This is a genomic window from Epilithonimonas sp. (assembly GCF_032054305.1).
In the GTDB taxonomy this organism is placed as follows: Bacteria; Bacteroidota; Bacteroidia; order Flavobacteriales; family Weeksellaceae; genus Epilithonimonas.
In genome coordinates, this window is record NZ_DAMBSX010000001.1 from 532,274 (window position 1) to 553,612 (window position 21,339).

Here is a 21,339-nt window from a genome sequence, read left to right on the forward strand (position 1 = left end):
TTTTGCTTTCATAAAAATTATTACGACTTTGCATCTCCTAATTTATGTTTGAGATTATGAGACAAATAAAAACTGCTTTGTTGGCTTATGGCGGTTCTGGAAAACTATTTCATGCACCATTTCTTGAGGTCAATGATGGATTTGAATTAATAGGTGCTTACGAACGAAGCAAAAAAAACATACAGACCGACTATCCGAATGTTAAAAGCTTCGATTCTCTGGAAGAAGTTCTGGAAAGTGATGCGGAATTAATTGTTGTCAATACCCCAATTGAAACACATTTTGAATTTACTAAGAAAGTTTTGGAAGCCGGGAAACATGCTTTGGTGGAAAAGGCTTTTACCACAACATCCAAAGAAGCGGAAGAATTACATAAACTCGCCAAAGAGAACAATCTTAAACTCTGCGTGTATCAAAACCGAAGATATGACAGCGATTTCCGAACCGTGAAAAAAGTTTTGGAAGAAGATTATCTTGGCGATATTGTAGAAGCAGAAATCCGTTTCGAAAGATACAATCCGGAACTGAGTCCGAAAGCATGGAAAGAAGATGGAAATCCCGGCGCCAGTATTCTGATGGATCTGGGTTCACACGTGATAGACCAGGCATTGACCTTATTTGGAAATCCGGAAAAGGTTTTTGCTGATATCAGAAGAACAAGAGAAAATACTCAGATTGATGATTATTTTGACATTCTTCTTTATTACACGGATAAAAGAGTAAGATTAAAAGCAAGTTTCTTTGTGAAAGAAATGACCCCTTCTTATGTTTTCCACGGCAAGAAAGGAAGTTTTTTAAAACACAGAGCTGATGTTCAGGAAGACGAATTGAAAATCGGTAAAGTTCCGAATCGTGAGAACTGGGGAACGGAACCTGAGGAAAAAACAGGACTTTTGGTTTACAATGACAGAGTTGTCAACTTCCCAACGTTTCAAGGGAATTATCTGGATTTCTATGATGACCTTTACAACGCAATTGTAAATGACAAAAAAGTTCCCGTCACAGCAAAGCAAGCTTTCCACACGATGAAAGTGATTGAAGCAGCGAAGAAAAGTTCTGATAAGGGAGAAGTTATTTCTTTTTGATATTTTTATAAATCATTTGAAACCAGAATTCAATAAAAAATCGAACCTTCTAAAGTTCGATTTTTTATTTTGAGAAAGTCTAATATTTGATCATTAACACTCCACTTCCTTTGACTCTATACAAACCACCTTCTGGTAAGTCTTTATCATTTTGTGCTGTGGTCTCATTATCATAAGCCGGACATCCTTGGATAATGGCTGGCGTAATATCAGAGCTTTTCTTTATTACATGAAGTTGGGACGGAGGATTTTCTGCCAACGAAGCAGATTTAGCCAAAACTGAGCGATCAATTGTTTTCAAAACACCATTGGCGTCAACCACAACTATTCTGTCGCTTGGGTTGGTACTGATATAATTAGGGCGTTGGGCTGCCTGTAAAGTTTGCCATGCTGCTAATGTTCCATATCCTAATGCATCTATCCGTACTCCGCCTAATATCAAGTCCAATCTTTGGGTAGGATTTCTATAAAATGCCTCCGTTGGATCAGCTCCTAAAGCCCAATTACCTCTTTCATCCATAACAGCACGATAAACATTGGCTGCAGTAGATGATGCACTACCGTCACTATTTGCTCCTGAAGTTCCTAACCATATCTCTCCTCCAACTGATGTATACTTCCCTGTTCGTAAAACAATTCCGGCACGTTGTTGCGTAACCGCCGTGGTCAACCCATAATTATTACTGGACGTGGAAGTATGTCCCTCAAATGCAGCAATAGAAGTTCCATTTGGCCTGGCAGTCCTGGCTCCGATAGTTCCTGATGAGATAATATTGCGATGTACGATGGCCTGCGCATTATTGGTGGTCGCCAAACTATAATTGATGTCCAGATCGCTATTTGCCTGGAAGGTCCATTTATCATCAAACTGATTACTTCCAAATACAGTATCGGAAGGAGAATAACCAACTCCCACTCTTCCTTTTGGCGTTACAATGATATCGTCTAAAACCTGTGTAGCAGTTGGCGTTCCGGTCGTTGAGTTATCTTTTGCAGCATCGATATGAAAAGTTCCAACACCTTGGTTTGTTCCTATTGCAACATTACCCTTTTGATAAATATCTTGTGTATTAAGAGTCGCTTCTGTATCAGAAGTACGTACTTTCCAAGGTTCTGTTCCGCCAGAAGCTGTACCAACTGTAAACTTTTGCCAAAGAACTCCATCAAAATAGTAATAACCAGGAGCATCCACATTTGTTCTCGGAATATTTGTATCACCACCAGAAACATCGGTGACATACACAAGGGCTGCAGTTTGGTCTGTTCCATAAAGTGCGGTATTATTAGTAAGTTCGGCCCTGGTAAGCCTTGGAGACTGCAGACCGATATATTGAGTATTATCGGTAATAGTTCCCGAAACATCTCTTTTGGCACTGACGTCTAACGTAGTTTTTGGACTATTGGTATTGATACCAACTTGCCCAAAAGCATATCCAAATGCAACCATTGCAATGGACATATAACCTTTTTTCATCTTTTGTATTTTTGTTCAATGCAAATGTAAAAAAAATCAACAAAAAAATACCTTTATTATCTTTTTTAATAATTAAAATTAATATTATAAAAAATAAATTAAACAATAATTAATTAAAAACAACAAAACAACATCTATAATAAATAAAAAATACTTTTTATATAAAACTAACAGATTATGATTAGATTATTTGTATTTTAGAAAAGAAATATTACTAAGTATGTTTAAAATGAAATTGTTTGCCATCAATACTTGCTCTAAAAATTCCTGTAAATAACAAGACTCAAATCATGAAAAATTGTATGTCTTTTTTTTGATGCCGAGTTCCTATAATTCTTAAATTTACGCCTTAAGAAAAATTGAGCTATGATAAAAGCAGGACTTATAGGAGCAGGACATCTTGGGAAAATCCATTTGAGGTTACTGAATCAATCCGAGAAATATGAACTTGTTGGTTTTCACGATAAAGATGTAGAAAATGGTAAAAAACTGGCAGCCGAATTCGGTTATAAATATTTTGAAAGTTTTGAAGAATTATTGAACGAAATCGAAATGCTGGACATTGTAACCCCAACTGTTTATCACTACGATTATGCAATGGAAGCAATTGAAAAAGGAATCCATTTCTTCATCGAAAAACCCGTGACCCAAACCTTGCAGCAAGCAGAAGAAATTCTTTTCAAGTGCAGAGAATTTGGCATTAAAGCACAGGTGGGTCACGTTGAAAGATACAATCCGGCCTTCATTGCAACAAAAGATTACATCAAAAATCCAATGTTCATAGAGATTCACAGACTGGCGGAGTTCAACCCGAGAGGAACAGATGTTTCTGTGGTTTTGGACCTGATGATCCATGACCTGGATATTTTGCTAAGTCTTGTGAAGTCAAAAGTGAAACAGATCCACGCCAGCGGTGTTTCCGTGGTAAGCAAAACGCCGGACATCTGCAACGCCAGAATCGAGTTCGAAAATGGCTGTGTTGCGAATCTCACGACTTCCAGAATATCGATGAAAGCAATGAGAAAATCGAGGTTTTTCCAGCAAGATGCTTACGTTTCTGTAGATTTTCTGGAGAAAAAAGCAGAAGTTATCAGAATGAAACCTGCGCCGGAAAATCCTTCTGACTTTGACATGATCATTGAAAATGCGGAAGGTGAGAAAAACCAGATCCTTTTCGAATATCCGAACATCCAGCCAAACAATGCAATTCTTGATGAATTGGAAAGTTTCGCCAATGCTATCGAATATGATGTTCCCGTTCAGGTTTCTTTAGAGGACGGAACTGAGGCTTTGAAAGTTGCTTTGGAAATCGTGAGGTTGATATCGAAATAATTTAGAATTTGATAATGAAAAATCTTTTTGCTATTTTATTTTTAATTCCTCTGTCTGTATTTTCTCAAGAATCGCCGGACATAAAGTTCGACAAATATCAGGACAATCAAACCAATGTAATTTATGCGGACAATAATGAATCTTGCCCTATAAGTGTAGAGTATGAATATTCTGGTGAGAATGTATTGTCAAGCCAAGCTAATAAAAGTGTGATAGTTGTTCCTGCAAATGCTAAAAAGTTTATCATTTCCAAAATTGATGCTGAAAATATAACGAAAGGATTTAAGTTCAGTTATAATGTCTTTTATGTCTTTGGTGATATAAATGCAAAACCTTCAAATCCGGAAGAAGCTTATTGGTTACCGTATGCTGTTGGAACTTCACAATCAATTTATCAAGGGTACAACGGAAATTTTTCTCATCAGGATGCTTACGCATTAGATTTCAGTCATAAACTAGGAACAGAAATTTTTGCAGCAAGAAAGGGAAAAGTAGTTATCACAAAATCTGATTCTGACCAAGCTTGCTTTACAAAAGATTGTGCAAAATATAATAACAAAATCATAATCCTGCATGATGACGGAACTTTCGCAGAGTATGTCCATCTTAAAAAGAATGGTGTAATTGTAAAAATAAATGATGAAGTAAAACAAGGTCAACTTATCGGTTATAGTGGAAATACTGGCTGGAGTAAAGGACCTCACCTCCATTTTTCAGTTTTCTCCAATAAAATAGATGGGGAAAGGAATTATTATAAAACAAAATTCAAAGTAAAGGATAGTACGGAACCAATCTACCTTCAAGAAAAAAAGCGATATACACGAGATTATGAATAAAATCAGCCTAACTGACCCTTTATTTTTTGAACAGCTTGTTCCAACTTTTCTTTATCCTTGAGTTCACATTCCCAAATGGTTACAGACTTCCAATTCATCTCTTTCAACTGATCAATAGCTCTCAGATCTCTTGCTATAATATTTTCGAATTTGTTTTTCCAAAAATCTCTGTTGGTTTTCGGCAATTTGTATTGACAATGCGGACATCTATGCCAGAAGCAACCATTGACAAAAATCGCTATTTTTTTTGAGATAAAGGCAATATCCGGTTTGCCTGGAATTTTTTTTGAATGAAGTCTATATCCTCGGATTCCATTTTTCCATAGCTCTTTTCTAAGCAGCAATTCCGGTTTGGTATTTTTGCTTTTGTTCTTGCTCATAACCCTGGAAACACTCTCGTTTTTTGGTATCGGAGAACGTTTGTCCCGGATGTATGTTTCAGGTTGTTTCATTGGAAAAAGTCTGCTAATGGTCTGAATATTATGTTAAATCCAAAACTAAGACCAAAACTATCGATTATATATTATTTCCAAATTTTTATGATATATGAATAAGATCACTTTTCGGATTCGGAAAATATGATATATTTACAATCGAGTATCAGTATTAATAACAACAAGAATCCTTAATATTAATCAGAAAATTATATTGGAGTAATAAATCATTTTGAAAAGACAATCGAAATAATACTTTGCTTTCTCATATTATTTTCTTGTTCAGAAAATAAACAAACGGTTCTAAATTGTCAAGATGCTCAAAAATTAGCTAAATCAGATTTTGAAAAAGGCAAGTATGTATATTATGAATATCAATATTTGAATGACAATAAATCCTCAAATAAAGCATTTAGCAATATTTTGAAAGAGAACAATATTAAAGTAGTTTATAAAACAAAATACCCGCCTTCTTGTATAAGAACAGAAGCATTAAAACAAAATCAAAATATAGAATGAAAAACATCGTTGTCATCGGAGCTGGAACTATGGGAAATGGTATCGCTCATACATTTGCTCAAAGTGGATATCAAGTAAGTTTGGTGGATGTAAGCCAAGAAAGTCTTGACAAAGCTATCAAAACCATCACAACAAACCTCGATAGAATCATTGCTAAAGGTAATCTGACTGAAGATGAGAAAACAAACACACTTGGAAATATCATAACCTTTACAGATATCAAAGCCGTTGCTCCATCTGCCGACCTCATCGTAGAAGCAGCAACAGAAAATCTAGATCTTAAGCTTAAGATTTTCACTCAGATCGATGAATTGGCACCGCAGAATTGTATTCTTGCGACCAACACCTCTTCTATCTCTATTACGCAAATCGCCGCAGCAACCAAACGTCCGGAAAAAGTTATCGGGATGCATTTTATGAATCCAGTTCCGATCATGAAACTGGTGGAGATTATCAAAGGTTATTCGACATCTAAAGAAACATTTGATGCGATTTTTGAGATGTCAAAAAATCTGGGAAAAGTTCCTGTAGAAGTAAATGACTATCCAGGATTCGTAGCCAACAGAATCCTGATGCCAATGATCAATGAGGCTATCGAAACACTATATAACGGTGTTGCAGGCGTTGAAGAAATAGATACTGTCATGAAACTTGGGATGGCTCATCCAATGGGACCTTTGCAATTAGCAGATTTCATAGGTTTGGATGTTTGCCTTGCGATACTCAACGTGATGTACGACGGTTTCAAAAATCCTAAATATGCCCCAAATCCCCTATTGGTCAATATGGTAATGGCTGGTAAAAAAGGAGTAAAATCCGGTGAAGGTTTCTACGATTATTCCGAAAGTAAAAAGGCTGAGAAAGTATCAAAAATGTTTTTGAAATAATTCTAAAATCACCAATTAGTAATTTCGGATTACGATTTATAACTTTGTCAGAATCAGTTTTGACAAAGTTTTTTTATTTTTAAACTATGATTGCCATAAAACTCAATTCCAAATACGAGAAGATCCTTCAATTTTTTTTGATTGTTATAACTTATGTAATGATCATTCTAAGATTTCTCCTTAATGAAAAAGGACGTGTAAGTCCAGACTCGATAAGATATCTCCGGCAAGCTAATGTTTTCCCGATCATCGATGATACAATTGCACCTTTGGGCTATCCGCTATCTATCAAGTTCTTTACTTTCTTTGGTGTAGATGAATTTTGGGGAAGCAAGCTGGTAGGACTTTTCGCATATACTTTTATTCTGATCTTTTCTTATAATAAAAAGTTTTTTTTCAAAGAGCTTTTGGTAGTCTCTTCATTATTTAGTTTTGTGAGCATCTTTTCATTTACCATGAGCGAAGCTTTTACACTGCCATTTGTAATTCTGCTATTTTTTACAGCCCGGCAAATTTTCAAAAATAAATTGACCCAGATCCAGGGCATATTTTTTCTTACCCTATTACTTATAACCCTGCTCAATATCCGTTATAGTGCATTGTTCTTTTGCCTAGGTATTTTGGGGTTCGGGGTTATGAATTTCAGGAAAAACTACTGGAAGACCTTCGCCATTTCAGGAACTTTGGGAATCGGTTTTTATGGCCTTTATAAATTGATTTTCATTGATTATTTTAATGAGAATTATATTGCCCAATCTCTCGAAATCGGGTTGAAACCTACTTCTACTTTAGTCCCGGAATTATTTCAGGGACTTGCGACCACTTTTAATCCGTTTGTCCATATGACTGATCCCAATGGCGGAATAATCAATTATGGAATCTACGGAATTGGAGCTTTGACAATTGTTGCCATGATTTTCCTATTTGTAAAGACCAAACTATCTGAAACGGAGAAGTTTATTATTACTATTTCCCTTGTCTGCTTTATCTGTTCCTATTTCATCCAGTATTTTTATTGGATCAATCCTATGGATTACAGGTTGCTAGCTCCTTTTTCCATCGGGATATGGATAGTTTTTTTCAGGAAATTATTTCAGATATTTGATGACATTGTCTATTCTATTGCTTTTCTTAGTCTGATGGTGGGTTTCACATTCACCTGGCTATCCAGAGGTGATTATCTGGAAAACCGAAAAACAATTACAGAGTTCCTGGAAAAGGAAAAACTCAAAGACGAGACCTTCGAATATTATGTAAAAACTCTTGAAAATCTGGATGAAATTCAAGTTGCAGAGCTTATAAGTACCGTAAATCCCAGAGTTTATATCACCTTCAAAGCTGCAGATACTGTAAAAAACAATGTATTGACCAGATATAAAGTGGAAAGTAAGATCAGAATCAAAAAAAACAATTATCAATAATTCTTTTCGGGAAATTTTCTATCTTTGAACCATAGAGTGATGGTCACAAATGCTCTGATTTATATTAAAATTTTATATTATGAAATTACCTAAGTTTTTATTAGCCGACAATTCTGATTTCCCAGAAGATCTTTTTGTAGTACACACAGAGTATCCGCGTTTCATCCTTAACGTAGAAGAAGAGGATGTAGAATGGTTGGACGACTTGGAAGGAGATGATGAAGAAACTGTAGCAAACGAGGCTACAAAAGTTGTGGAGGAAGCCTTCAAATGGTGTGATGAAGAACTTGCAAAATACGATGACGAGGAAGACGAAGAATAATAAAAAAGGAACTCAAAATTGAGTTCCTTTTTTTGTTTAATTATTTTAATTTATTGTTGTTTATTGAACTTCAATAATAAAAGATTGTCTTTGTATAGTTCCAAAGTTGCTTCTGTTACCACATACTTGTTCACTTCTGGCAAAACGCTTAAGTAACTAGTTTCCGTGGTCATGTTGTTACACATTTTCCTTGTAGAACCAATAGCTTTAGCCGAGAAATTACCTGCAGAAGTGTCTATTGTAACGTCAGAAAAATAGTTATTGCAACCCGCATTTCCAGAAATCCTGTTTTGCTCGATCAATAACGTTGGCCTATTTGCGATATCGTCTGCCAAAACCCATTGTGTTCCCGTGATAGCTGCCTGACTTTTTCCGAGTTTGGAAGCATTTCCTACTCTGCTGGTACAGGAAACAATTGACAAAGCTAATATAGATGTAAAAAAAAGTTTTTTCATTTCTTATAGAATTACCTTTCAAAGATAAGATTTTATTCTTTAACATAATATTCATGCAGAAAAAAGGCAGTTTGAGGTCTTTCACAATCCTAGCACTAAATCATACCAATCAGGATTAAAAATATAATTTAACAAATTAATAATGAACACATTACTAAACTTTATTTTTAATAGCCTACTTTTGCGCCCGATAAAGAATTAGATTATGAAAAAAATTGGGGAATTCCGAAAGCTTCTTGGTATAGATAAAACAGCAACTTTGAAGGATTTGAAGACCATCTACAGGAATACGATGAAGGACACACATCCTGATAAATTCATCAATAATGAAGAAGGAAAACTGGAAGCAGAAGAAAAAAGCAAGACCGTGATAGAAGCTTATCATTTTTTAGTAAGCATCCACGAAGAAACTCAGGAAAAATATAAAGAAGAATATACAGAAACCATAACCAAGTCTAACATTCAGGATTTTTATCTTGAAAAATCGATTTTGACAGTTCAGCATCTCAATGGACAAATGTTCGAATACATCGGTGTTCCAAGAAATACTTATATCAAAATGGTCAACTCAGATTCGCCAAGTCGTTTTGCAAGAAGACACATCTACGGAAATTTTGTCTACAGAAAGTCCGGAGAGGTAATGGCGGATTAATTTTCTTGAATTAAAAAATACTTGAAGCTTTCAGTTTGGTCCGGAAGCTTTTTTTATTACTTCATCTCAGTTTATTTACATAGAAAAAGCGCATCAATTAATTGATGCGCTTCTCGGTTAACTTAATTAATTATATTAATCTACGTGTTTAGGCGTAAATCCGTCTTCACTTAGTTCTCTGTGTTCATAATCAGCTTTCATTTCAGCATCATAATCTATAGTTTCATGTTTACCCATTCTTCTCAAAATCGAATCAAATAAAGAGTAAACCACTGGTACAATAATCAATGTCAAGAATAATGACGATGTCAAACCACCAATAATTACCCAAGCCAAACCATTGTTCATCTCGGCTCCTGCTCCTTTTGCAATCGCAATCGGGATCATCCCGAATATCATCGCAATCGTAGTCATCAAGATCGGACGGAGACGGGCATGGTTCGCTTGGATCAAAGCGTCGTGCGTGTTAGCTCCTGCTGCTTTTCTCATATTAGCGAAATCGACAATCATAATCGCATTTTTCGCTACCAAACCAATCAACATGATCATCCCGAGCATCGTAAAGATATTCAAAGAGTTTCCTGTAATGGCCAGAATTACCATTACTCCAATCAATGCTAAAGGAATTGAGAATAATACCACAAACGGATATACAAACGAGTCATACAGGGAAACCATTACTAAGTAAACTAATACGATAGCCGCCAATAATGCGATACCTAAAGTACCGAAACCTTCGGTCTGGTTTTCCATATCTCCACTCCAGATATAAGTCACACCTGCAGGTTTTGTTTTTTCGTTATCCATAAACTGCGCTGCCCATTCGTTCGCAACATCCCCAACTGGACGACCAACAACTTTAGATTTTACTTTTACAGAAGGTGCTTTATCTCTACGTTCCAATAAACTTGGTCCGGAACCCATCTTCACTTCTGCAAACTGACTCAGTCTGATCTGTTCTCCCTTAGGATTTGTGAACATCAGGTTTCTTACGTCATCGATAGATTGTCTGTTGGCATCTCCAAAACGGATGTTGATGTCATACTCATATTCTCCGGCTCTGAATTTCCCATCTGTATTTCCACTAAATGCAGTCTGCATCGTTTGTCCAACGCTGGAAAGATTTAAACCTAAAGAAGCCATTTTATCTCTGTCGATATTCACCTGAACTTCTGGGCTTCCAGAATCGGTTGACAATTCGGCATCTACAGAACCGGGAACTTTTTTAAGTAACTCAAGAATTCTGTTCGCTTCTTTGTTTGCGGTTTCGTTATCCTGAGCGGTTACAACCATTTCGATTGGTGCATTATCTGCTCCCATTAATCCGATTGGTGCTGTTTTAAACTCAACTCCGGTGAATTTTTCTTCAAGGGCTCTTTTAATTTTAGCTGATTTGATATCTGTACTTTCGTCACGTTCAGACTTATCAACCAAAATTACCTGAATCTCAGACTGATACAAAGTGGCCTGTGCTCCACCAAAACCTGATGACTGCTGACCAACCGTTGTGATCATATCTACGACATCTTTATCATTTCTAAGGTATTTTTCAACCGCCAAGGTTACCTGATTAGTTTTTTCAACGGAAGCATCTTTCGGTAATTCCATCTGAACAAGGAACTGTCCTCTGTCCATTTTCGGGAAGAATTCTCCCCCGATAAATCCAAATGCCACCAACATAAAGGAAGAGATCAGGATAAGGAATGTTACGATAACGGTCATTATTCTTCTTAATGTCGATTTTAGGCACCATTCCAAAATCCCACTGATCCAATGCGTAAATTTCTCCAATTGTTTTTCGAACCAAAGGATGAATTTCTCAAATGGATTCTTTCCTGTTAAATGTACCAACTTACCAAATCTTGAAGATAACCAAGGAATAATGGTGAATGACGCCAATAATGACAACATCGTCGCAATAACAACGGTAACGCAGAACTGCGCCAGGATATCAGCCACCAAACCGGAACTCATCGCAATCGGTAAGAATACCACCACAATTACCAACGTAATCGCCGTTACGGTAAATCCAATTTCTGAAGCTCCATCGTATGCTGCCCGGATCCTGCTTTTCCCCATCTCCATATGACGGTAAACGTTCTCCAAAACTACGATGGCATCATCCACAAGAATACCTACCACTAGTGAAAGTCCCAATAAACTCATCAAGTTCAAAGTATATCCCATCAGGTACATTCCAATCACAGTTGCAATCAACGATACCGGAATCGAAACCATTACGATAAATGCATTTCTGATGTTGTGAAGGAACAATAACATTACCACCGCAACCAGGATAATTGCCAAGAATAAATCAAATATTACGTGATCCGCAGCTTCTAAAGTAAAGTCGGTTGTATCATCTACTATATTAACTTTGATTGCCTGCGTTTTATAATTGTCCTGAACCTGCTCAATTGTCTTCTTAACTAATTCTGAAACCGATACTGCATTCGCATCAGATTGTTTTTTCACCTGCATCAAAATAGTAGAATTCTGATTATATCGTGCTACTTTTTCAACATCTTTCTGAGTATCGAAAACCGTTGCAATATCAGACAAACGAACCTGCGCTCCATCTTTGTTGGAAACCACAAGGTTGTTCATTTCCTGTACATCTCTATATTTTCCGGAAAGTCTGATCGTAGATCTTGAAGTTCTAGTTTTCAAAGCGCCTGTCGGGAAATCTAAGTTTGAAGAAAGTATAGCTTGTTGTACATCTGAAATTGCAAGACCATACCCCTGCATTTTCTTTTCATCCAAACTTACTTGGATCTCTCTTTCCTGTCCACCTACAAGCGTAACCTGAGCAACCCCATTGACACGAGAAAAGACCGGTTCTATTTTTTTGTCTAAAAGATCATAAAGATCTTTATTATTAAGCTTATCACTGGAAATACTCAATGTCATGATCGGAAGGTCGTCTAAAGAGAATTTCTGCAATGAAGGCGGATCTGCATCATCCGGAAGGTCTGCCAAGATCGCGTTTACCTTACGTTGCGCATCATTCAAAGCATAGTTTACATCGGCACCCGTATTCAACTGAACCATGATAACTGATAAACTTTCATAAGATGAAGATTCTACTTTCTTCACATTTTCCAAAGATCCGACTGCATCTTCGATTTTTCTGGTTACCGAAGTTTCCACCTCAGAGGGCGAGGCTCCCGGATAAACCGTAGAAATGGTTACCATATTGGTCTCAAACTTCGGAATCAATTCGTACCCCATCATGGAGTAACTTAATAGACCACCCAGCGTCAGGATCGTAAATAATACGATAACGAGCGACGGTCTTTTAATGGATATTTCTGCTAACTTCATCTCTACTCTACTTTTTTACAATATTGATTTTTGAACCGTTATCCAGGTTGATCTGTCCGCTGGTAATGACTTGTTCGCCACCGTTAAGTCCGCTTAGAATTTGAACTTTATCACCATAAACTTTTCCGGTTGTAACTTTAATTAACTTAGCAGTACCATTATCTACGACAAACAATTGTCCCGAACTAACACCATTTACAAAAGCTTCTGCAGGAACGGTCAGCATATTTTGAGTTTCTGCACCGTGATTGGTTTTGAATACCGCAGTTGCATACATACCGGCTTTCAAATTCCCTCTGTTTTGAACTTCGATTTCAACTGGGAAATTCAGGGAAGCATCACTTTTAGGAGCAATGAAAGTAATCCTACCGCTGAAAGAATCTTCCGGTAAAACATTGACATTGATCTTTACTTCCTGACCCAATTGGATTCTTCCAACCTGACTCTCGTCCACCAAAACAGAAAGCTTCAGCGAATTGATATTAACAATCTCGAACAAAGCTGTTCCTGTTGAAACAACAGCTCCAGGCTCTACCATTTTTTTATTTATAGTACCACTAATCCCTGCACGGACACTTGTGTCATTGATTTTAACACCTTGGGCCCTCACAGCAGACTGTGCATTTTTAAGTTGTAATCTAGAATTGTCCAACTGTTGTTTTGTAACTCCTCCTGTTTTGAACGCATTTTCATAACGTTGATTATCAATAATTGCATTTTGCAAATTGTTCTGAGCCTGAGTTACATCAACTTCGATCGCATCTCTTTTGATCGTTGCCAAAACTTGGCCCGCACTTACTCTAGAACCTTCTTTTACGAATACATTTACCACACGGCCAGCAATATCAGCCGATTGCTGTGTCTCTTGTTTTGGAATAAAAGTTCCATTTGCAGAATAATCTGTATCGATATTTTCTCGGGAAACTGTGATCACGTTAACATTTATTTTGTCAACTTGTCTTGCAACTTCTTTCACTTCAGTCTCCTGTTTCTTTTTGTTATCAGCAATTTTCCAAGCTGCCAAACCAATTAATACAGCTGCGACGATGATATATATTAATGTTTTTTTCATTTTATAGTTTATTTTAAATAAGTTTTAAGTTCTCCTTTTGATTTGTAGTATTGTACTTCTGCAATTTTATAATCCAGAACAGCCGTAGTGTAATTATTTTTCGCTTGGACCAAAGAGTTTTCAGCATCTAAAAGATCCGTAAGTGTTGCCAGCCCATATTGATAATTACTTTTTGTATCAGCAAGCACGCTTTCAGCCAATGTAACATTTGCTTTTTGATTTTCAATTGATGACAGACTGTTTTCGATTTGTGACTTAGCGTTCTGATATGCTTGGTCTAATCCAAGCTTGGTATCTTTCAGGTCTGCTTCCAGTTTATCGATCTCGATTTGATTTTGCTGAACCTTCGCTTTAGTAGCAAATCCATTGAAGATTGGAATGTTCACCCCTAGACCGATAGCTGAATAATCTGACCAGTATACACCGCTTGACTTACCATTGGTCAAAGGGAATTTTGGCCCCAATCCTTGCCAATTGTAGTTGGCTGTTAAATTAACTGTTGGATAATATTTTGCGATTGTAGCTTTTTTCTGATATTCAAGAAGCTCTTTATTTTTTAACAAAACCTTAATTTCAGTCCTGTCATCGGTGCTTACCATATTTTCTAAAAGATGCGGTGTCACTTCCATATCTCCAGGCACAAGCTGGATCTTAGTTTCAATAGGCATTCCCATATAAAACTTCAGAGCATTTTCTGCCTGGGCAATTCCGTTATTGCTCTGCTTGATATTGGTTTCGATATTAGTCAAATTAACATTAGTCCTGTCCAGATCGATTTTTTTGGACAATCCGTTATCGAACAAACTCTTGATCACGTTTCGTACTTTCTCTGTACTTGCAAAGCTACTTTCCAAAGTACTTTTCTTTTCCTGAGCTGTGAAAACCTGGAAGTAAGCATTCGAAACTCTTTCAATAATCTGCTCATCTGTCAAATCCGCATTCAATTGATAAAATTCTTTTGTTGATTTTGCAGCCTTCAATCCTATGAATACCTGCTGGTCAAAAAGTGCTTGTTGCAATTGAACACCCGCACTAGCAATCCATTTTTGTCCCATTGCAACCATTTGGATATTGCTAGGTCCTCCACTGAAAGCACCCACATCGATAGCCGTTTGTTGTAAAATAGGGTTATAGCTAAGATTCGCAGTTCCATTGATCTTGGGAAGTGCGCCAGCTTTCGCTTCCAGTATTTTAGCCTCTGCATTTGTAACATCAAGCTTTGCTTTCAGTGCGTCAGACTTATTCTGCAAAGCATATTCTATGGCTTGTTTCAAGGTAATGCTTTGCTGGGAATACAAGAGTGATCCCGTAACAGTCAAAACGCCTAAAGCCAGTTTTCTCCACTTTATCATTTTGTTATTAATCATAGTTTATTACTTCGTTAATTTTTTTTATATTTTCTTTTATTTTTTTGTAAGCTTTTACTCTTAAGTGACGGATGATTTTTCAAAATACTTTAATATTATTTTCAATTTTTAAATAACATATTAAGAATAATATCTTTTCTTTCAGAAATCAATCTGTCAAATTCTTTATCATCGATCATCATATTATCTTTTATCAAAGGTCTTGCTGCACTGGAAAAAATCAGAAGTGATATCATATTGAAAAGAAACTGGATAGGTTCCATTCTTTCTATATTTCCCAGATCCATTTCTTTTTCAATATCCTTATACAGATTTTCCAGATCTTCTGATTCAATATCTTTTTTTTGGCAACTTCCTTTATTGATTTGAGAAATAATGTAAGTTTCAAGATATGGATACTGAAGACTCGTGGACAAACTACCTTCTATAAATTGAGTAATTTTCTCCTTGAAAGGCAGATCGGACCTCATAATAATTTCCGATTTTTCTTTTTCAACTCTTTGCGCATCCTCAAAAACAATCTGGATTAAATTATCTCTGGATCTGAAATAATAATTGATGAGCGTTCTATTGACCCCAGCCTCGTCTGCAATCTCCTGAGTTGTAGCATCAAATCTTCCTTGAACAAAAAACAGACTCTTAGCTGTTTCTTTAATCAATTCTTGTGTTTGGTCTTTTTTTTCTTGTTTTGACATTTTTGTTAAACAATTTTGTGCAAATTTATTTCAAATTTATTTTTTGACAAAATTGTTAAACAAAAAAATTAAACTTTTTTTGAAAATTTAAAATAAAATTAACATTGCTGTTGTTCTCAGTACTTTTCATAAGGCAAGAATTAATAGACAGCACGTTGAATTATATTTTCGTTAGGCGTTTTAATTTTTAGTAAATTTGCAAACTTGATATTTCAACTATTCTTATGGAACTAATTCACCGAAATCTTTTAATCGGCATTCACGATTCTCTTCAGGAAACTTTTTTCGAAGACAGAAAATACGCAGACAAAGTCATAGAAAGACTTCTAAAATCTCATAAAAAATGGGGAAGCGAAGACCGAAAAGTAGTTTCCGAGATCTTCTACAATATCATCCGTTGGAAAAAACGCCTTGAATATTATATGGGCGAAGGTGTAAAACCAACCAATGTTTACAAGATGATCATTGCTTACTTACTTTGGAGCAAAACACATTATAAAAAATTTGAAGAATTTGACGGAATCAAAGTTGCAGATATCCTTACAAAACTGAAAAAAGGAACGGTGCCTACAAAAGCAATAGAATATTCGATTCCAGATTGGTTAGCTGAAACGCTTGAAAAAGAATTGGGCAAAAACTGGGAAAAAGAAATGCTGGCGCTTAATGAACAAGCTCCCACAGTTCTCCGTACGAATACCCTCAAAACAACTCCAAGAGAACTGATCGCCGATCTAAATGATGAAAATGTAGAGGCTTTTACAATCAAAAATTATCCCGATGCCATTCAATTGGCAGAAAAGAAAAATGTATTCTTAACCTCAGCTTTCAAAGATGGCCTATTTGAAGTTCAGGACGCAAGCTCTCAGAAAATAGGAGAATTATTGGATGTAAAAGAAGGAATGCGAGTTGTAGATGCCTGCGCCGGAGCAGGAGGAAAAACACTGCATTTGGCCGCTTTGATGAAAAACAAAGGTCAGATTATCGCACTCGACATCTATGAATGGAAATTGGCCGAATTGAAAAGACGTGCAAAAAGAGCCGGAGCCCACAACATAGAAGCCAGAGTGATTTCCGATAATAAAGTCATCAAGAGATTACACGAAAAAGCAGACAGGCTTTTGATAGATGCACCTTGCTCCGGACTTGGTGTTTTGAAAAGAAACCCGGATTCTAAATGGAAGATCGACCAAGCTTTCATCGACAGAATCAAAGGTGAGCAACAACAAATTTTACAAGATTATTCTAAAATTTTGAAAAAGGGCGGACAAATGATCTACGCAACTTGTTCTATTCTTCCCTCAGAAAACAATGAACAGGTAAAAACATTCTTAAAGAACAATCCCGATTTTTCTCTTATCAAAGATGAAAAAATAATGCCTAGTGAAGGCTATGACGGATTCTACATGGCATTGATTAAACGTAATGCATAAAAAAATTCCCAGGATACACAAGGTATTCCTAGGAATTAAAAACACAAATGATGAAAGCGCAAATCTAAGACTTATTTTATTAAAATGTCTTATCATTTGGTAAGAAAAAAGAATTTTATAAATTTTTTAACATAAAAAAGAGATTCAATTGAATCTCTTTTTCTTTATAGTTTAATTTAATTAACTATTCTCATCAATGCAATTGGGATTCGTTTAATTTTCTGCACAAACTAATCAATCTCATATTTTAGAATCATTCTAAAATCATATTTAATCCTTAAATTTGCGATTCCAAAAATTCTTATAAATGTTTGAAACAGATATCATTATAATAGGTGCTGGCCCAACAGGGCTTTTTGCCGTTTTTGAAGCTGGATTACTGAAATTGAGATGCCATTTGATTGATGCTCTTCCTCAGCCTGGCGGTCAGTTAACGGAACTTTATCCAAAAAAACCAATCTTTGACATCCCAGGATTCCCAAGTGTGGATGCTGGTGTTTTGGTTGATAATCTGATGGAACAGATCAAACAATTTGAACCTCAATTTTCATTAGCTCAAAAAGCAGTTAGCTATCAAAAAACCGAAGAAGGCGACTTCATCATAACTACAAGCCGTGGCGTAAAAGTAAAAGGAAAAGCAATTGCAATTGCCGGAGGATTGGGAAGTTTTGACCCGAGAAAACCAGAATTGGAAAACATCGATAAATTTGAAGAAAATGGCGTCGAGTATTTCGTAAGAGAACCGGAAATGTTCCGTGATAAGAAAATCGTGATTGCAGGCGGTGGAGATTCTGCATTGGACTGGTCGGTTTTCTTAGCTGATGTTGCATCAGAAGTAACGTTGATACACAGAAGAAATGAGTTCCGAGGTGCACTTGATTCCGTAGAAAAAGTAACTGAACTGAAACATCAGGGCAAAATCAATTTGATCACACCCGCTGAAGTTACAGGATTGATCGGTGATGATAAATTAACGGCTATCGAAATCGAAAAAGATGGTGAAAAATCAATTCTAGAAACAGATTATTTGATTCCTTTATTTGGATTGACTCCTAAGTTAGGGCCATTATCAGAATGGGGATTGGAAATCGAAAAAAATGCAATCAAGGTAAATAACGCATTAGACTATCAAACCAACATTGATGGAATCTACGCCATTGGTGACATCAATACCTATCCCGGAAAATTAAAATTGATCCTGTGTGGTTTCCATGAGGCAACTTTAATGGTTCAAAGTGTTTATAACAGATTGAACCCAGGAAAAAAATTCGTTTTGAAATATACAACTGTAAGTGGTGTTGACGGTTTCGATGGAACCAGAAAAGAAGCTGAAAAGGCGGTTGTAAAATCTATTGATTAGAAATCAAGAAAATAGACAAATAAATAATTTTCAAATATAATTTTTGTCTATTTTCTATCATCTAAAAATCTATTTTCTATTTTCTATCTTTGCAATATGTCAGACGTTAATATTACAATCATAGACAGAGAAGGTGTTTCTCACACAATTCCAGCACCAACAGACATGGCGATGAGCATAATGGAAGTTATCCGCGCATACGAATTGGCAGAAGAAGGAACAATCGGTATCTGCGGAGGAATGGCAATGTGTGCTTCCTGCCAGTGTTATGTTTTAAGTGAAGATGTTCCACTCCCGGAAATGTTGCCCGATGAAGATGCAATGCTCGCAGAAGCATTTAATGTGAAACCTAACAGCAGATTAGGATGCCAAATTCCTGTAACTCCAGAATTGGAAGGACTTATTATAGAATTAGCTCCAGAATATTAGACTCAAAATTGAATATAATAAAAAGAGAGAAAATAGGATTTCTATTTTCTCCCTTTTGTTTTCAGTTATTCCAAAATAAACTTTTTAGTAATGATTTTCCCGGATTTGGTTTTGAAAATGGCTAAATAAAGGCCATCATTAATCTTATTCAAATCAACTTTTCCAAAAGGAAGAAGATTTTTTGTTCCCAATAATTGTCTTCCACTTGTATCCACGACCACGATGGATTCTGCGATTTCAGTCCCTAATTTATAATTAAGTGATTTATCTTTCACAAAAATATCTACAGAGTTTTTCTCTAGTTCAGAAATTGCCAAAACAGAACCTTTTGCAGTTTCAATAATGAATTCTAAACCCAACTTAGCAAATTTCGCAGCGTGTGTTGCGCTGTTTCCCATATTGGAAAGTTTATCACTGGTTGTATGGATATTTGGATTATATTGAGTAAAAGAAGCCTCGAAAGGAAAAGCCGCATCATAACCATTATCTGCCCAACTGAAATGATCTGAACAGCCATAATTGCAGATCGTATTTCCGTAAGTGAAATTGTGAGAGCCTGTTTTATTGTAATGCTCCATCAATTCGATCAAAAATAAATTGAGATCATTACTATTATACGGATCTGTTGTCAGATAAATATCTTTCGTAGATCCTTTATAGTTGGTCATATCGAACTGAACAAAAGAAACCACATTTTTATTATTAAGAGCATAATCCTGGGCGATTTCCGAAGAACCGACCAATCCAATTTCCTCAGCAGCAAAAGCCATGAACTCAACCGTTTTCGATGGTTTGTAATTCACATCCAATAACACTCTTATCATTTCGGAAATCGTAGCAATTCCAGAAGCATCGTCATCCGCTCCGGGAGCATTAGTGGTGGTATTGGTAATGGAATCCATATGTGCGCCAACAATGATAAAGTCATTAGGAGCAGTTGCTCCAGTGATTGTAAAAACCAAAGAAGGCATTGGCGTTCCAAAGTGATTAACGATTCTTACAGAAAGGTCTGTTCTTCCGGAAGCCGTAATCAAGGCCTGCCATTTCGTCCTCAGGTCCTGAACGGCAGTTTGCGCCTTCGCAGTCGTATGATGACGTGTTCCATAATTTTCCAGCACCTGAATATGAGCTTTGATATTATCTGCATTTACTTTTGCAATAGCCGAATTGACAGCGGCATCTTGGTCAATTGTAAATGATAAAACCCTATTCGATTTTTTAGGTTTATTAATTGCTGACAATGCTTCTTCTTCGGAAGATTTATAAACATAGCCCGGACCATGCGTGATAACATTATGATGAAGAAACTCAGCTGCCTTTTTAGTCAGAAAAATAGCAGATTGATTTCCAGCAGAACCTACAATTTCAATTTCTTCCGGGAATTTTTCTTTCAGTTCTTTTGCATTTTCTGAATCTGTGGTTGCATAGAATTTATCAGATTGTGCGAAAGCCTGATTAAAAACTACGAGTGAAAATATAGAAAGTAATTTTAGTTTCATTAATTATTGATTTTTCAACTTTTATTTCTGTAAAAATAATCAAATTCCTCAACAAATTATTGAATTAATTATCATTTTGATTTTCAATTTCATTAAATAAATATTTTGATGGAATCATTTTTGAAATAGGATGAGAATAAATCTAAGTATGAAAAATTCATTTTTAAAAATGGCAATTCCTATTTCTGTTGGTGTTTTGGGAATTTTGATATTTAAATCCTGTTCAGTTGGAATTCCTGAAAATGCGACCGCAATTCAGAGTTTTGATTCAGAGAAATATTTAGGAAAATGGTATGAAATTGCAAGATTCGATTTCAAATTTGAGAAAAACATGAATCAGGTCACGGCAACATATTCCAAGAATCCTGACGGAACCATAAAAGTTGATAATAAAGGCTATGATTATGTAAAAAAAGAATGGAAACAAAGCATCGGCGAAGCAAAATTTGTGAATTCTGAAAACGAAGCAAGATTGAAAGTTTCCTTCTTCAAGCCATTTTGGGCCGGGTATAACGTCATTGACCTGGTCGATTACAAATATGCTTTGGTTGTCGGGAAAAATCTGGATTACTTGTGGATTCTATCCCGTGAAAAAACAATCCCCGAAAATATTAAAACCCAGTTTCTTGAAAAAGCCAGATCCATTGGTTATGATACTTCTAAGTTGATCTGGGTAGAACAATAAATGTTTTTGGGCTTTAGGACTTGACCAGCGAAAAGAAATAGTGGCTGACGGCACTAAAAAT

At 36.1% G+C, this 21,339-nt stretch carries 19 protein-coding genes; 11 read left to right on the plus strand and 8 right to left on the minus strand.

Annotated features, from left to right (window positions below; genetic code table 11):
* Nucleotides 1-56: 56 nt before the first annotated feature.
* On the plus strand, nucleotides 57-1,085 hold the full coding sequence (locus RTX21_RS02385) for a Gfo/Idh/MocA family oxidoreductase (protein ID WP_312765121.1): 1,029 nt from the start codon (nucleotides 57-59) through the stop codon (nucleotides 1,083-1,085).
* Nucleotides 1,086-1,164: 79 nt separating this feature from the next.
* Here RTX21_RS02385 and RTX21_RS02390 read toward each other — a convergent pair whose 3' ends face one another.
* Nucleotides 1,165-2,559 (minus strand): hypothetical protein, encoded by a 1,395-nt coding sequence (locus RTX21_RS02390; RefSeq protein WP_312765122.1) that lies wholly within the window; start codon nucleotides 2,557-2,559, stop codon nucleotides 1,165-1,167.
* 366 nt (nucleotides 2,560-2,925) lie between these two features.
* Here RTX21_RS02390 and RTX21_RS02395 point away from each other — a divergent pair, with 366 nt between their 5' ends.
* Nucleotides 2,926-3,891 (plus strand): Gfo/Idh/MocA family oxidoreductase, encoded by a 966-nt coding sequence (locus tag RTX21_RS02395; protein WP_312765123.1) that lies wholly within the window; start codon nucleotides 2,926-2,928, stop codon nucleotides 3,889-3,891.
* A 14-nt stretch (nucleotides 3,892-3,905) separates the two neighbouring features.
* The gene (locus RTX21_RS02400) at nucleotides 3,906-4,727 is read left to right on the plus strand and encodes a M23 family metallopeptidase (RefSeq protein ID WP_312765124.1); all 822 of its coding nucleotides are present in this window, start codon (nucleotides 3,906-3,908) and stop codon (nucleotides 4,725-4,727) included.
* 2 nt (nucleotides 4,728-4,729) lie between these two features.
* Here RTX21_RS02400 and RTX21_RS02405 read toward each other — a convergent pair whose 3' ends face one another.
* A complete protein-coding gene (locus RTX21_RS02405; protein WP_312765125.1) occupies nucleotides 4,730-5,179 on the minus strand; it encodes a very short patch repair endonuclease in 450 nt (149 codons plus the stop codon).
* A 497-nt stretch (nucleotides 5,180-5,676) separates the two neighbouring features.
* Between RTX21_RS02405 and RTX21_RS02410 the strand changes: the two genes are divergently transcribed.
* The 3 genes from RTX21_RS02410 (at nucleotide 5,677) to RTX21_RS02420 (ending at nucleotide 8,310) form a co-directional block, all read left to right on the plus strand.
* Nucleotides 5,677-6,567, plus strand: a complete 891-nt coding sequence (locus tag RTX21_RS02410; RefSeq protein ID WP_312765126.1) for a 3-hydroxybutyryl-CoA dehydrogenase — start codon at nucleotides 5,677-5,679, stop codon at nucleotides 6,565-6,567.
* Between the two features lie 86 nt (nucleotides 6,568-6,653).
* On the plus strand, nucleotides 6,654-7,988 hold the full coding sequence (locus RTX21_RS02415; protein ID WP_312765127.1) for a hypothetical protein: 1,335 nt from the start codon (nucleotides 6,654-6,656) through the stop codon (nucleotides 7,986-7,988).
* A 79-nt stretch (nucleotides 7,989-8,067) separates the two neighbouring features.
* On the plus strand, nucleotides 8,068-8,310 hold the full coding sequence (locus RTX21_RS02420) for a hypothetical protein (protein ID WP_027384090.1): 243 nt from the start codon (nucleotides 8,068-8,070) through the stop codon (nucleotides 8,308-8,310).
* A gap of 50 nt (nucleotides 8,311-8,360) precedes the next feature.
* Here RTX21_RS02420 and RTX21_RS02425 read toward each other — a convergent pair whose 3' ends face one another.
* Nucleotides 8,361-8,765, minus strand: coding sequence for an META domain-containing protein (locus RTX21_RS02425; RefSeq protein ID WP_312765128.1), 405 nt, complete (start codon nucleotides 8,763-8,765; stop codon nucleotides 8,361-8,363).
* A gap of 205 nt (nucleotides 8,766-8,970) precedes the next feature.
* On the opposite strand from RTX21_RS02425, the gene RTX21_RS02430 reads away from it, so the two are divergent.
* On the plus strand, nucleotides 8,971-9,417 hold the full coding sequence (locus RTX21_RS02430; protein WP_312765129.1) for a KTSC domain-containing protein: 447 nt from the start codon (nucleotides 8,971-8,973) through the stop codon (nucleotides 9,415-9,417).
* Nucleotides 9,418-9,552: 135 nt separating this feature from the next.
* Here RTX21_RS02430 and RTX21_RS02435 read toward each other — a convergent pair whose 3' ends face one another.
* From RTX21_RS02435 to RTX21_RS02450, 4 genes are all read right to left on the minus strand, one after another.
* Nucleotides 9,553-12,741 (minus strand): efflux RND transporter permease subunit, encoded by a 3,189-nt coding sequence (locus tag RTX21_RS02435; RefSeq protein ID WP_312765130.1) that lies wholly within the window; start codon nucleotides 12,739-12,741, stop codon nucleotides 9,553-9,555.
* 7 nt (nucleotides 12,742-12,748) lie between these two features.
* Nucleotides 12,749-13,813, minus strand: a complete 1,065-nt coding sequence (locus tag RTX21_RS02440; RefSeq protein WP_312765131.1) for an efflux RND transporter periplasmic adaptor subunit — start codon at nucleotides 13,811-13,813, stop codon at nucleotides 12,749-12,751.
* A gap of 8 nt (nucleotides 13,814-13,821) precedes the next feature.
* Complete coding sequence (locus RTX21_RS02445; protein WP_312765132.1) at nucleotides 13,822-15,165, minus strand: TolC family protein; 1,344 nt, start codon at nucleotides 15,163-15,165, stop codon at nucleotides 13,822-13,824.
* Nucleotides 15,166-15,281: 116 nt separating this feature from the next.
* Complete coding sequence (locus RTX21_RS02450; RefSeq protein ID WP_312765133.1) at nucleotides 15,282-15,875, minus strand: TetR/AcrR family transcriptional regulator; 594 nt, start codon at nucleotides 15,873-15,875, stop codon at nucleotides 15,282-15,284.
* Nucleotides 15,876-16,099: 224 nt separating this feature from the next.
* On the opposite strand from RTX21_RS02450, the gene RTX21_RS02455 reads away from it, so the two are divergent.
* The 3 genes from RTX21_RS02455 to RTX21_RS02465 all read left to right on the plus strand — a co-directional run bounded on the left by RTX21_RS02455 (nucleotide 16,100) and on the right by RTX21_RS02465 (nucleotide 19,094).
* Entirely contained in the window at nucleotides 16,100-17,305 is a 1,206-nt protein-coding gene (locus RTX21_RS02455; protein WP_312765134.1) for a methyltransferase domain-containing protein, read from the plus strand.
* 307 nt (nucleotides 17,306-17,612) lie between these two features.
* Entirely contained in the window at nucleotides 17,613-18,665 is a 1,053-nt protein-coding gene (locus RTX21_RS02460) for an NAD(P)/FAD-dependent oxidoreductase (protein ID WP_312765135.1), read from the plus strand.
* A 96-nt stretch (nucleotides 18,666-18,761) separates the two neighbouring features.
* Complete coding sequence (locus RTX21_RS02465) at nucleotides 18,762-19,094, plus strand: 2Fe-2S iron-sulfur cluster-binding protein (protein ID WP_312765136.1); 333 nt, start codon at nucleotides 18,762-18,764, stop codon at nucleotides 19,092-19,094.
* Between the two features lie 65 nt (nucleotides 19,095-19,159).
* On the opposite strand, the gene RTX21_RS02470 is transcribed toward RTX21_RS02465, so the two are convergent.
* Nucleotides 19,160-20,593, minus strand: coding sequence for a M20/M25/M40 family metallo-hydrolase (locus RTX21_RS02470; RefSeq protein ID WP_312765137.1), 1,434 nt, complete (start codon nucleotides 20,591-20,593; stop codon nucleotides 19,160-19,162).
* 148 nt (nucleotides 20,594-20,741) lie between these two features.
* Between RTX21_RS02470 and RTX21_RS02475 the strand changes: the two genes are divergently transcribed.
* Nucleotides 20,742-21,278, plus strand: coding sequence for a lipocalin family protein (locus tag RTX21_RS02475; RefSeq protein WP_312765138.1), 537 nt, complete (start codon nucleotides 20,742-20,744; stop codon nucleotides 21,276-21,278).
* The last annotated feature ends 61 nt before the right edge of the window (nucleotides 21,279-21,339 follow it).